General features: G+C 62.2%; 9 protein-coding genes. All 9 read right to left on the reverse strand.

The genetic code is table 11. The annotated features are described in order from the left end of the window. Positions 1–44: 44 nt before the first annotated feature. The 9 genes from tssM to tagH are packed head-to-tail and all read right to left on the reverse strand — an operon-like array spanning position 45 to position 13,738. The gene (gene tssM / locus GWQ31_RS06485; protein ID WP_275908926.1) at positions 45–3,542 is read right to left on the reverse strand and encodes a type VI secretion system membrane subunit TssM; all 3,498 of its coding nucleotides are present in this window, start codon (positions 3,540–3,542) and stop codon (positions 45–47) included. A 41-nt stretch (positions 3,543–3,583) separates the two neighbouring features. Further along, positions 3,584–5,029: a type VI secretion system protein TssA gene (gene tssA, locus GWQ31_RS06490; protein ID WP_275908927.1), complete on the reverse strand. Its 1,446-nt coding sequence runs from the start codon at positions 5,027–5,029 to the stop codon at positions 3,584–3,586. 8 nt (positions 5,030–5,037) lie between these two features. Continuing rightward, positions 5,038–5,643: a type VI secretion system-associated protein VasI gene (vasI, locus tag GWQ31_RS06495; protein WP_275908928.1), complete on the reverse strand. Its 606-nt coding sequence runs from the start codon at positions 5,641–5,643 to the stop codon at positions 5,038–5,040. Beyond that, positions 5,643–7,181: a sigma-54 dependent transcriptional regulator gene (locus tag GWQ31_RS06500; protein WP_275907686.1), complete on the reverse strand. Its 1,539-nt coding sequence runs from the start codon at positions 7,179–7,181 to the stop codon at positions 5,643–5,645. Before GWQ31_RS06500 ends, vasI begins: the two co-directional genes overlap by 1 nt. Positions 7,182–7,183: 2 nt before the next feature. Next, positions 7,184–9,826, reverse strand: a complete 2,643-nt coding sequence (tssH, locus tag GWQ31_RS06505) for a type VI secretion system ATPase TssH (protein ID WP_275908929.1) — start codon at positions 9,824–9,826, stop codon at positions 7,184–7,186. Positions 9,827–9,847: 21 nt separating this feature from the next. Further along, positions 9,848–10,627, reverse strand: coding sequence for a type IVB secretion system protein IcmH/DotU (icmH, locus tag GWQ31_RS06510; protein WP_181455262.1), 780 nt, complete (start codon positions 10,625–10,627; stop codon positions 9,848–9,850). A 23-nt stretch (positions 10,628–10,650) separates the two neighbouring features. Next, positions 10,651–11,985, reverse strand: a complete 1,335-nt coding sequence (gene tssK, locus GWQ31_RS06515; RefSeq protein ID WP_275908930.1) for a type VI secretion system baseplate subunit TssK — start codon at positions 11,983–11,985, stop codon at positions 10,651–10,653. 2 nt (positions 11,986–11,987) lie between these two features. Further along, positions 11,988–12,503 (reverse strand): type VI secretion system lipoprotein TssJ, encoded by a 516-nt coding sequence (gene tssJ / locus GWQ31_RS06520; RefSeq protein WP_059112429.1) that lies wholly within the window; start codon positions 12,501–12,503, stop codon positions 11,988–11,990. Next, on the reverse strand, positions 12,503–13,738 hold the full coding sequence (tagH, locus tag GWQ31_RS06525) for a type VI secretion system-associated FHA domain protein TagH (RefSeq protein ID WP_159166141.1): 1,236 nt from the start codon (positions 13,736–13,738) through the stop codon (positions 12,503–12,505). The genes tssJ and tagH overlap by 1 nt, the downstream gene beginning before the upstream one ends. Positions 13,739–13,754 lie beyond the last annotated feature (16 nt).

The following is a 13,754-nucleotide window of genomic DNA, read 5'->3' on the forward strand; positions in this document are numbered from 1 at the left end:
ATCGGCTTCCAAAGCTTGAGGGGGCACACAGTGCCCCCACTTTATCAATAGAGAGATTCAGGCAATCTGAACTGACTGAACAGGCCGCCGGTGAAGGGGTTTTGCGCGCTGTCGGTGTAGACGCGATAGGTCATGGAACCCTGATCCACCGGGAAGCGCACATCGAAAGTGGCTTCATTGACCTGTGTCAGCTCCCCCTTGTCCATCAGCCGGAACATGGCCCAGGGGCCGACGAAGCCTTCGCTGCGCGGTGAACGTTCCCTGGCTGCCGGCACCAGGGTGATCTTGCTCTCGGCACCGTCACGCATGGTGTTTGGCCACACCAACGGCACCTTGGTACGACGGCCATGGGCATACTCCAGCAACTGACCGTCCAGGTTCAGCACGCTGCGCCGCTTGTTGGCGGTGAGCTCGATGGGCTCGAGGGCGAACTGCACCTCCAGGTTGCCCTGCTGGGTGAAGAAGATCTGGCGGATACGAGCGGCTCTATCCAGCTGCTTCACCAGCTCGGTCTGGATGGGCGAGCTGAACTCACCCTCCATCAGGCCACTCTCCACCATGGGCTTGAGGTTGACCTGATAGAAGCTGTCCAGGGTGCCGTTCGGTGCGAAGAAGCGCTCCATCTCGGACAGCGGCACATCCTTGGTCGAGCCCGGTTCAAACGGATAACGACCGGCCAGCTGGCTGTTGAACGGTGCCAGTACCTTGTCCTGCCACTCTCGATTAAGGGACGACATGGCCAAGTCGACCACCAGACGAGAGCTCTGCTCGGAGAGCTGCCCCACCCAGCGATCCAGCGGGGCTGGCAGACTGCGGGCATATTGCTGCAACGCAAAGACAGGATCGGCGTACTTGTTGGTCAGACGCAGCTGCACCGCCTTGAGAGCGGACTGGCCCGGCTCGGTGGCGTTGACGATGAGTTCCAGATAGTGCTGCAGCTCCACCAGCTTCTGATTGACCTCCTGGATAAGCGGCCCCTGCTCGCCACGACCGCCAAGGGCGGCATTGGTCGCCATGAAGGGACGGCCGATGCGGGCCGTGATGGCCTGCGCCGGGTCCCCTTCCACATCCGATATCTTGCGGATCCGGGTGTTGTCATCCAACGAAGCCAGTACCCGCTGGAAAGGCTGATCGTTGCCGGTAATGGCAGAGAGCACGTCCAGTGCCTGCTCCGGGCTTTCAAGGGTCTGCACGTCCAGATTGGTCAGCAGTTTTTGCCACTGGTTGACGTAATCGGTGACATAACGGTCGTTGACCTGACGACCGATCTCCTTGCGATCCGCCTCGCTCAATTGATTCAGCCTGCGCTGACCCAGCACCCAGGCATCCATGGCGGTGAGATCAATCAACGCCTTGTCCTGCTTGAGGAAGAAGTCGTTGAAACCGGGCCAGGTCAACAGGCGTGGCACTTGCCCTGCATTGTCACTGCGCAGGGCAAAGACGGTGTCAAAGGTTGGTCCCACTTCGTCACGTACGTTGAGATCCGGCGGCAATACGTCGTTCGCCTTCACCACCAGGTTCTGATAGACCCGCTGATACATGGGCAACTTGCCAAGCTCGCGCTGGGCGCCGTAGACAGGCTCCTTGAACGGTGCGAAGGCGATAATGGCGGCCTGACCACGGGCAGCCCTGGCACCATGCCAGTCGGTATGGTCGAGGGCGTAATCCAGGTGCCCCATCAGTTGCTCCTGCACAGCGCCCTGCCCCGGGAAGGCGCGCTGCCAGCGGCTGGCCATGTACTGCTCCACCAGCTCCTTGTTGCGACCGGAGGCATCATCCAGCATCCGCATCACCCGCAGTATGGAGAGCTTCTCCTCACTGCCGGCCGGCGCCTGATTGAGATCCTCCAGCAGCCCCTGCATCTGGGCTGGCAAAAAGCGCTGACCCAGCAGTTGCAGATAGGAGCCTTCCACATGAGGACCGATTTCGTCCCCCTGATAGAGACCCAGATCAGCCACCAGCGGCGTGCGTTCGCGGTAGTTGCCAAAGGCGAGAGTCGCCTCGCGAATGAGGTTCAGACGCGGCAACTGACTCACGCCGAAGGCATGCTCATCGACGACCTCGTTGGTCTCCATGAAGGCTTGCGCCTTGGTCAACACGTTGCGACCGGCCTCTTCGTTGACCCGATAGAAGTAGTGCCAACCGCTGATCAGGGCCGCCGAAAAGAGTGACAGGCAACCGAGGCCAACGGCCATTCGCCGACGACGATAGAGAGTATGCAGCCGGTTCTCCCCGGCCAGGTGGGCCTCGGGGAAGATGATGGAGGAGAACAACCTGCGCACGAAATAGGTATTGGACTCCCCGCGCAGGGCCGAGTGAATGGGCTCTGGCAGGTTGTAGCGGCGGGAGGCCGCCTGGGCAAACGCATCGAACGGCACCCCTTGCTGATAGACGGAGCTGATATAGACGCCGCGCACCAGCAGTGGCTTGCTCTCCTCAATTTGCAGCGTCTCATCGAGCAGCGCAGTCACATAATCCTTCAGCCCCGCCAACTGACGCACGAACGAGAAAAGCGCGTTGCGCTGGGTGGCATCGAGTCGTGCCAGCATCAGCTCGGGCAGGTTCTGGTTAAGGTTGTCCACCCACTGATCCCAGAACAGGGCCAGATCCTGCTGCCAGGATTTTCCACGGCTGTCGGCCGGGTTGAAGGTCACCCCCAGCACGGCGTCGCGGGCCTCCTTGTCGAGCTGCTCATACACCACATCGAAACCACGCAGCAGATCGAGCTTGGTAAAAGTGACATAGAGCGGCAACCGGGTATTCATTGTGGCCGACACCTCTTGCAGGCGAGAACGCATCAGCTGGGCATAAGCCTTGCGTTCGGCCACGCTGGCGCCGGAGAGCCAGGCCAGATCCACGGTCAGCACCAGGCCGTTGAGGGGCTGGCGGCGGCGGTGTTCGGAAAGCCAGTTCAACAGGTGCAGCCAGAGCCGCTCATGCTTGCGCGCCAGCGGATCGAGTTCCGGCTCGGATTGAGACAAGAGCTCACCGGCGGGATCCAGCATCACCGCCTGCTCCCCCAGCCAGCAATCGATCAGCTGATCCTGCGCCACGTCCCTGAGCTCGGTATCGAGTCTGGGGTTGAGCTTGTTGGCCGGATTGGCTCTGTGGATCAGGCTGCTCTTGCCGCTGCCGGGCAAACCCAGCACCAGATACCAGGGCATGGCGTAGAGCGCCCCCTTGCCCAGGTGTTCGCCAAGGGCCTGCAACCAGCGATTGAGAAACAACGCCTGCTTGTCGATGAGCCCTTTCACCGGATCCTGCACCAGCACGGTTTCATGCTGACGCTCGGCCTTGAGTTGCTGCATCTTGCGCCACACCCGCCAGGAGAGGATCCCCAGCATCAGCCAGAGCCAGAGCAGGGTGAATACCACCCGCCCCCACAGCGGCTCGAACGGTTTGGCGCCGCGGATCTCGAGGCGAGGACCCAGCCACCACACCAGAATGAGGGCAAGTCCCCAGAGCACCACGCCGAGCAGGGGCCAGGAGGGTTTCAATTTCGGCAGCTGTTGCCGCAGAAAAGTTAAGATGGTTTTGAACATAAAATGTGATCCAACTCCGACTCAATGACTCATTTCGGCACTTATTTCGACAACGGGGCCGCATGGCTTTCCAGGCGACTGACCAGCCCGGGCTCCCATTGCGCCAATCCCAGGCGACTTGCCTCTTGCCACAAGTGTTGATAGTGCTGGCTAGCCAGCGAATTCATGCCTTCCTGCGCCAACAGCTCCGCCTGCACCAACTGGGCATGGAAGCGGGCTCTTGGCTCTCTCAACTGCGCCATCCTTTCATCGAGCAGGGTGAGGGCCGCAGCCACCCCCAGCTCCCCATGACGCAGGGCAACCTCTTCGGCCAGACTGGACTCCCCGTCCCCACCTGCACCACCCACCTTGGCGGGCTGCAACCAGCGGCTGCACTCGGGTGACAGGAAGGGACTGCCATCGCTGAAGGTGAGATCCCGCAGCGCCGGCAGACGCAGCAAGAAACCATCCAGCTCCTGCGCTATGGCCTGGGCAACGGTGCCAAACCCCAGCTTATGGGCCACTTCGGCCGAGAGCCGATGCCCCTCGAACCAGTAGGGCGCCAGGGTCAGGCTCTGTTCGATCCGCTGCCAGAGCGCCAGATCCGGCACGGACCGCTCCAGTGTGGCCAGAGCGGCGCGGTACTCATCCACCATGTCCACCGACATGGGGGCCAGCTGGGTTTTATTGCCCTGAGCCGTCATGGGTGGCGTGGTGATCCCGGCCCAGATGGCGTGGCGACGCAGACGATAGCCCACCGCCGCTTCCGGCTGGCGCTCGATAAGCAACTCGGCCACCTTGAGCTGGGTCTGGCGCCAGGCACGATCGTTGGAGCTGTCAATCTCGACCCCGGAGCCCTTGCTGCTGCCACTGAGCACCATGGTTCCCGACATGCCGCTCGCGCTGGCGGTGGCTGCAACAGTGCTGCTTGAAGGTTGGCCACCGGCATCTGCCTGGGCCTGGGCAACCTGCTGGCGCTGAGCCCGTTTCAGCCCCATCAACAAGGGGTTGAGCAGCTCCCCCTTGTCCGGGCACAGGGCCAGCCAGCAAGCCTCCAGCTGCTCGGCCTGGGCCAGCAGCTGGGCCAGTTCAGCCGGCGAGGCGCTCTCGCTCACTCGCGGCAGAGCCCCTTCAAAGCGTTTGACGATCTGCACCATCAGCCGCTGTTTCTGGCTGGTATTACCGGGCCAGGCTTGCAGCCAGTAGGCCCGGATCCAGGACTCCAGCAAGCTGAGCGCAGCCCCCAGAGGGGCCGCCTTGGCCGGATGTTGCAGGCAGCGCAGCAGCTGGGCCAGCACCCGCATGTCCTTGGTGCGGCTCTCCAGCAAGCCAAGGCAGGCTTCGGCCACCGCATTGAGATCCACCTGGCTGTGGGCCAGAGAGCCCAGCTTGACCAGTTCGGTCTCCACGTAATCCCAGCGCGGCTCGTCGGCCAGCACGGCACCTTTTATCTGCTCTTCCGGCAAACTGGTGAGCAAGCGGGCACACCAGGGGTGTTGATAGCTCATGGCGCCCCCTACCAGCGACACTGTTGGCGCAGGGGCTGCAGCGCCTCTTTCAAACCGCTGAGATCGACCCGGAACAAGGCGCCGTTGTCGGCCTTCACCTGCAGCTCGCGATGACCTATCCAGCGCTTGAGCTCCTCGATGGCGGGCAAGCCGCGGCCATATTCCAGCAGCAGGCCCTGATCCCGGATAAACCAGCTCTGGGCGTTGCGGCTGGGCTGGCCATCCAGTTCAATCTGTACCCGCTCACCAACCCAGGGGGCATCAAGCCTTAACCGGATATGGGTAATGCTGTCGACACAGCCTATGGCCAGGGTCGCCCCGCGCAAGGCTGGGCGAGTGAGGGTTTCGCTGCCACGCCCCGCATCGCTTTGCAGCAGGAAGGGAGCACTCTCTGGCGTGCGGGCCTGCTCCTGTGCCCAGATGGCCTGCCAGGCGGCAGACTTGGAGGCACCGCCCTCGCTCGTCTGGGCGAGGCCATTGCCGATGGCGTCATAGCAGGCCAGCCGGATCAGCGGCGATGGCTCGCGGCGACACGCCTGCAAGCTGGCCATGTCTTGTGGGGGTAATGCGCTGCCGGTCGCCAGCAACAGGGGCAAAAGGCCAAGGGCGCTCATCAGTTCACCTCCAGTTTCTGGCACTTGTGATCCAGGGTGCGCTTGGGAATATTCAGGCTCTCGGCCACCAGCATGCGATTGCCCTGGAAATAGCGCAGACGCGCCTCGATGACGGAAGCCTCGTACTGCTGCATGGCCCGGCGCAGATCCCGAATGTGGTTGTAATCATCCAGCGACCCGGGCAACTCGACGCAGACTCGCTCGCGCAGCTCGGGGGGCAGCGCCTCCAGTACCACCTCTTCCCCGTGACGGGTGTGGGCGCAGGCGACCTCCAGCAGATTACGCAGCTCGCGCACATTGCCGGGAAAGTCATAACTTTGCAGTTGCTTCAAGAACTTGCGCTGCAGCCCCGCAAGGGTCTTGCCATCCTGGGCGGCAAACTGGGCCATGAAGTGCTGGCACAGCAGGGGGATGTCATCCATGTGTTCCCGCAGGGGGGCGATGAGCAGCAGACACTGGCAGAGGCGGTGATAAAGATCGGCCCGGAACTGCCCCTCCTCCACATGGCGGGTGAGCGGCTGATGGGTCGCGGCGATGAGGCGAAAATCGGAGTGGCACTCCTGCTCTGCCCCGAGCGGCCGGTAACTGCGAGTCTCAAGCACCCGCAGCAGCTTGGCCTGCATGGCGGCGGGCATATCGCCCACTTCATCCAGAAACAGGGTGCCGCCGTTGGCCTGGGCCACCAGCCCTGTCTTGTTGGACAGCGCGCCGGAGAAGGCCCCCTTCTGGTAACCGAACAGCTCGCTCTCGATGAGGTTCTCCGGAATGGCGGCGCAGTTGATGGCCACGAACGGCTTGGCGGCGCGATCCGAGCACTGGTGCACCAGCCGGGCGACCACCTCCTTGCCGCTGCCTGTCTCCCCCTGAATGAGCACGGTCAGCTTGTGCCGGCCCGCCAGGCTTATCTGCTCGCGCAGCCCGCGGATCACCGCCGACTGGCCGATCAATTGATCGCCCAGCAGCTTCTCATACTGGCGCTGGCGCTCTCCCTCCCCCTTCATCTGGCGCAAGGAGTCGCGCAGCACGCTCTGATCCCGGCGGCTAAGCCCCAGATCACGGATAAGGGTGAGCTGGTTGCAGAACACCTGTGACAACTGGGCAAGCTCAGGGCGGGCCGCCCACTCTTGCAGCACCTCACCGCTGTCCATCATGGCCAGCACGGCGAACGGCTTGCCGTTGCCATCATTGAGGGGAAAGGCATGCAGGCCGCACTGCTGGCCCAGATTGGCAAGCAAGGTACGAAACGCTGCATGCTCGATGCGGGCGCCGCCGTGCAGGGAGTCCCAGGTGCGGGACTGGGCCTTGTGCAGCACATAGGCGAGCGGATGGGAAAAATCATCCACCGCCAGCGCCAGCGACACCGCCTGCCCCTTGACCCAGCCGCTGCATTCGAGCTGGCGCCCGCTCACATCCAGCATGCCCAGCAGTATCCCCTTGGGCTGAAAGCTGGCATTGAGGGTCGAGGTCCACCAGTGACACAGGTGCTGCTCATCACGCTGCTGGGTCAAGGCGAGGGCAAATGCGAGGGCTTGTTCCATGTTCAGCCCTCCACCTCGGCCACGAACTGGCGCTCGCTCACAGAGAAACGCACCCGCTTGATGGGCTCACCGGCCGAGAGACGCTGCAGCAGTTGCAGGGAGACTGGCGGCAGCAGGGCACCGTCGATGACGGATTCCAGCATGCGGGCCCCGTTCTCGCTGCGATTGGCGCGGCGCAATATCTCCTCAGCCACCTCGTCCTCCAGCACCACCTCGGCACCGAAACGCTCCTTGAGCAGCTTGACCAGTCGGTTGAGTTTGCCGCCCACGATCTGCACCAGGGTGTCGTGACCCAGCGGCAGGTAGGGGATCACCTCCATCCGCGCCAGCAAGGCCGGCTTGAAGAAGGCGGCGAGCTCCGGATACAGCGCATTGAGCAGCTCGTCGGGCTGCTCGGCGTAATCGACTATGGTCTGGAAGCCGAGGTTGGAGGTGAGGAAGAAGACCACGGTCTTGCAGTCGATGATGCGCCCTTCCCCGTCGGCCAGCTCGCCCTTGTCGAACGCCTGATAGAAGAGGTTGAGCACGTCAGGATGGGCCTTCTCCACCTCGTCCAGCAGCACCACCGAATAGGGCTTCTGACGAATGGCTTCGGTCAGCACGCCCCCTTCGCCAAAGCCGACATAACCGGGAGGCGAACCAATGAGGCGGGAGACGGTGTGCTTCTCCTGGTACTCGGACATGTTGATGGTGGTCAGATACTGGCGACCGCCAAACATAAGCTCGGCAATCTGTAGCACTGTTTCGGTCTTGCCGACTCCGCTTGGCCCCACCAGCAGGAAGGCCCCCAGCGGACGGCCCGGGCGGCGCAAGTCGGCGCGGGCGGTCAGCAGGTGTTTGTGCAGATGGGCCACCGCCACATCCTGCCCCTTGACAAGCTCGCCCAAGTACTCCGGCAGACGGGTCACCACATCCAGCTCCCCTTGCGAGATGCGATTGAGGGGCACTCCGGTCCACTCGGCGATCACGGCCGCCACCTGGGTTTTGTCGACATGGGCCGAGACCAGCACCTCACCCTGTTGCAGCTCGGCCAGCTCGCGCTCAAGCCCGGACAGCTGCTCGGCGGCCGCTTGGGGATCCAGAGGCGCATCAGCGAGATCCAGCGCCTCTCTGGTCAGCATCTCATCCTGCTGATCGGCCAGCAGGGCGGCGCGCAGTTCAACGATCTGATGTACCAGCCCTTGTTGTTGTTGCCACTTGGCTTCCTGCTCGCGCAGGGCATCACGGCTGGTCTGCTGGGCAGACTGCAGCTCGGCCAGTCGCTCTGTGTTGTCACCCAGTCCGATCAGGCTCTGGCGCTCCAGCTGGCGGATCTCCAGCTCACGCTGACGCAATGCGTTTTGCAGATGGCTGACGGCACGCGGCGGCGTAGTCAGGTTGATGGCCACCCGGGCACAGGCGGTATCGAGCACGTCGATCGCCTTGTCCGGCAACTGACGACCTGAAATATAACGGGCGGAAAGCTGGGCAGCGGCTTGCAGCGCCTCTTCGTCGATCAGCACACCATGGGCCTTCTCGTAGATGCTGCGCAGGCCGCGCAGGATCACGGTAGCCTCATCGGCATTGGGCTCGCCCACCTTCACCAGCTGGAAGCGGCGCGAGAGGGCGGCATCTTTCTCCACGTACTTCTTGTACTCACCCCAGGTGGTGGCGGCTATGGTACGCAGCTCGCCCCGGGCCAGCGCCGGCTTGATAAGGTTGGAGACATCCAGCCCACCAGCCTGATTGCCGGCACCGATCAGGGTGTGGGCCTCATCGATAAAGAGGATGACAGGACGCACCGCCTCCTTGACCTCCTGCATCACCCCCTTGAAGCGCTTCTCGAACTCCCCCTTGACCGACGCACCGGCTTGCATGGCACCAAGGTCAAGCGTCATCAGCTCCACCTCACGCAATTTTTCAGGCACCTGATCCGCCACGATGCGCAGCGCCAATCCCTCTATGAGTGCGCTCTTGCCGACCCCTGCCTCCCCCACGACTATGGGGTTGTTCTTGCGGCGCCGCGACAGGATGTCGATCATCAGATCGATTTCGTGATCCCGACACAAAACAGGGTCCAGACGGCCCTGGCGTGCCTGCTCGGTCACGTTGATGGTAAAGCGGGCCAGCAGGCTGGCATCGGCTGGCAGGGCGGCCTGAGTTGAGGTGCCGTTTGTAGAAACAGTAACTTGGGTCTCGGCGGACTCTTTCACCCACTCGTCAAACTGCTGGCGCAGCAGCTCGCGGTTGACGTTGGCCAGCAGCCGGGTCACAGAGCCTGGCAAGTAACGCTGGGGGGTCATCAAGAGCACCAGCAGCATGACGCCGCTGCGCAATTGAGCGTGCTGCAGCTCGGCGGAAGCCAGCAGCCAGCTGTCTTGCAACCACTCAACCAGGAGCGGCGAGAAGGAGGGGTAACCCTGGGCATAACCACTGTCTGCACCGGCAGGCTGGAGCAGGGTTTTGAGCTCGTCGACCCCGACGTCGGCCCGCTTGAGGATCTGGCGTACATCACTGAGTGGTGTCTCCAGCATCTTGAGCAGCAGGTGCTCGATGCGGATCTCCGCCCCCTGATGGTTGACGCAGAGGGCCGCAGCCTCCTCCAACATGTGACGACAGATGGGGTTGAGTCTTTCCACCAGTACGGGTAGCTCTATACGAATCAAGGCGTGCTCTCCTCAGAATAATTATTTTAATAATTCGCCCAGTTGACGCAGTACGTCCTGGGTCTGGTTATTGAGTTGGTGATGATAGAGGCCAAAGATAATGGCCAGGATCAGCGCGCCCCCCATGAACAGGCTGCGCAGGGAAATCTGCTTGCGCAGTCTGTAACGGGAAGCCTGACGACCGAGGTCGAGGTGAAAGACGCTGGGGGCTTCACCGCTTGTCTCGGGGGCCAGCTGCTTATGCAACTGTTTGACGATGCGCTCGAACTCGTCCCTCCCCTTGCTCATCACCTTGTAGCGCCCCTCGAAACCGAGACACAGGCACAGATAGATGAACTCCAGGATATCGCGATAACGCACCGGATCTTCCTGCAGACGGGCGAGCAGCACGAATACCTTCTCCCCGCCCCAGGTCTCGTTGTGAAAGCGCGTCAGCAAGGAGTGTTCCGACCATTCGCTCTGGCTACCCCAGTCGCGACCCATTACGGCCTCGTCGATGAAGGTGCAGAGGATGTAGCGAAACGACAACACCACACCGTTCTCGTAGCCCTGGGCCATCAGCTCCTGCTCTATGGCCTGGATCTCGGTCACCACCCGCTGATAGAGCTCCGGCACCCGGTCGTAGCGCGACAGCAGGCGCACCCGCTGCACCAGCCCCAGCAAGGGGGTTACAGCATCTATCATGGGGTTGATGCTCTGGCCGCGTAGGCGGAACCAGTAGTCCGAGTCCATGTCCAGCTGCTCGGCATGATCGAACAGCAGATCGCTGAGTTGCTCGTTCTTGATAATGTCCGTGGTCATCTCTGCTTGTTTCCTTGATGCGATCACTGGCTGCGAATGGCCCAGAGCTGCATGTCGAGCTCGGGGAAATCACCGGCAATGTGGAAGGCGAGCGTGTTGCTGACCGCCAGCATCTGCCAGGCCGGGCTTTGCCGATCGAGCTGGAAGTAGCTGTAACCGGCGTGATAGGGCAGCTGGCGCGGCGCCACCGGCAGCGGCAACAACGGAATGCCGGGCAGCTGCAGGCTGATGAGCTCGCGGATCTTGTCGCTGGAGGCAACCTTGGTCTGCTGCAGCAGTTGCTTGCGCAGCTGCTCCTGGGGCATGCGGGCACGCACCGCCAGCACGAAGTCGGCGCTTTGCATCAGCTCGCTCTCGTTGACCATGGCCACCATGACGCCGTACTGGTGCTTGCGCAGCTGGATGGAGACAGCCCGCGGCGACAGCACTGTGCTCAGTGCCTGACGCAGGGCCAGCATCACCGGCTCGAAACTCACCTGCTGATCGTCGTGACGATAGGCAGGAAACTCGGGCGGCAGACGGGACTCATCGGTGAAGGTCATCAGCTCGCCACAGATCTGCACCAGGGCCTCGTGCAACCGCTCCGGATGCAGGGTGCCAAGACGCGCCAGATGGGAAAGCTGGGGCTGAGCGCGGTTGAGCAGTTGCAACATCATGAACTCGGCCACATCGGCGACTCCCTGCTGACCGGGGGCGGCGATACGCTGGGAGAGGCTGCGAGCCCGCTCGGCCACGAGGCCAGCCGACTCGCCGAGGAAGCGCTTGAGGGTCGGGATGGCAGAGACGCTGATGCTGCAGGGCATAAAGTTGGGATCCAGCACCAGACCACCGTCCGGACGCTTGTCCAGAATGCGAGCGATGGCGAGCGAGGCATAGGCGCTGCGATCTTCGCGCTCCAGCATCAGCCGCAGGCTGACTCGCCCCACTTCCAGGGAGACAACATCCCCCCCTTCGCTGTGCAGGTCGCGCACATCGTGGCGATGGGCCTGCAAGCGGGTCGCGACCTGGCCGCCCTGATTGACTTCGTTGACCCCGTTCACCGAGAGCGGCAATGTCAGGTACACCTTCTGGTTGGCGACCGAGGCGTCGGTAATTTCCAGGGGCGCCGGCAGCACATCGTCATTGGGAATATTGAAGACGGTGCCATCGGGCAGTATGCCGGTGGCACCTACCAGGGCGATACGGCCAAACCCCAGGTAGTCCTCGTTGATGGCCAGCGACTGCAAGCCATAGAAATAGTCGCTGAGCGCACTCAGTCTGGCGTGCAGCGCATACTCTGAATGTCTTTGTTGTTGCTGGAAGTGCTGGGGCTTGATGAAGAGCCCCTCACGCCAGATAACCCGATTTCGACTCGACATGGTTATTCTTCTTCTTTTTGCAGTTCCACTTCATCCAGACGCAGATGAACCAGGATTTGATAGGCTCGTCCCATGCTCTTCACCTTGATGACCTTGCGCCACTCGGCGCTGTCCGGATCGGCATAACGCGCGATCACCCCGATGTAGCGGGTCTTCTCATCGAGCTTGATGGGCGGCAGATATTTGAACTGGCCTGGCAGCAGTGTGTAGTCCTGATGATCCAGGTAGTTCTTGCCAAGGGCCTTCTCCACATCCTCGGTCACCTGGTCGTAATCGGTGGCGAGCAGCTTGGAGTCTTCGGCCAGCAACACCACCTGGAACTCGATGGGTGCCGCCTCCCCGCTCTCGTTAGGATTGACATCCCGCTCGGCCAGCAGGCTCAGCCCCAGGGTGGTGGCTTGTTCATCATTGCTGCCCACCTGGATATCCGGATCCATCACCACATCGGCCATCTTGCCCATGGTGGTACAGCCTGCCAGGGCCAGCAGACAGGCCCCCAGCATCAGCGCACGTATCATCAAATCAGTCCCTGTTGCTGACGCACGGCCTGGTCGTATGCCTGGGCATAGACCTGATGGAACAGCTTGTCGAACCCCTGCTGACGGGCAGAAGTGAGCTCGCGATAGTAGTGCTGGTACATGTTCCAGGCCCAGCCTTCGTCGGCTACACCGGGGGCGCCGGTACGACGGTAGTGCTCGAAACGGCCAATCAGTGCCTCTGGCGAGAAGGCTTGCAATATGCTGTCCAGCGCCGCGCCAATGGCCTGCTGGTTCGCCACATGATGAATGCGCACATTGCGCAGGCTCTCGGCCACGGCCGCCGGCGCCGTCAGGTGCACCGGACTCTTCTGCTCGGCAAACATCACCGCCAGGGTCTCGTCATAGTCGAGGCCAAGGCGCAGCGGGTTATCTTCGATGGGACGCAGGTGCTTGTCTGCCAGCGCCGCCTGATCGGTTTGCAACTGCAGCAGTCCTTCCACCATGGCGCGCACCGTTTTGCCCATCTCTTCGAGCATGTCGTGAGCCTGCTGGGTATCCTGCAACTGCAGGGACTGACCCAGGCCGCGCATCAAGGGGGTCAGCGCCACGTGGTCCACCCCCTCCAGCGGAGGGTGGTAATCGGGGTGATTCTCTATGGTGGGCATATCCAGAAATTCTTGGTTCATGGTGTTCTCGACAGCAGAAAAAGGGGCGAGGGATACGGCATCCATATCCGGTTGTGAACGCAGTGGTGACGGCTGGCGAGGATCCACCAGTGGGGTCAGCACCGAGCGTTCATGTTGCAGTGCCAGCAAGGGGTCGACGGCGAGGGCGCGTGGATCCTCCATGGCTTGACTGGTCTCCTCCCCGGCAAGCCACTCATCGAGCTGCTCGGAGGGCCGGTTGCCCAGCACCTGATGCAAGTTCTGCTCGGGGGAGATGGCCCCCAGATAGGCGCGCATCCGGAACGGACCGACGATCAGTTCGTCACCCTGCTCAAGATGTACCTTGCGGGCCCGCCCTATGGGCGAGGTCGCGCCGTTGATGTAGGTCTGACCGCTCAGATCGCACAGGCAGAAACGGCCATCGTTCAACTCGATCCGGGCGTGGGCCGGCATGACCGAGCCCAACCTGTCACGCAGTTGCCAGTCATCCTGCTCTGAGGCACCCAGAGTGCCCCCCATCTCGTCGAAGCGGTACTGCACCTGCTGGCTGCCATCGAGCTGTTCGCTGTTGAGCACCACCAGGGAAAGTTGCTGATTAAAATCGTCCACATTCACTCCTGCACTG

This window comes from Aeromonas sp. 2MA4, assembly GCF_029237305.1.
In the GTDB taxonomy this organism is placed as follows: domain Bacteria; phylum Pseudomonadota; class Gammaproteobacteria; order Enterobacterales; family Aeromonadaceae; genus Aeromonas; species Aeromonas salmonicida.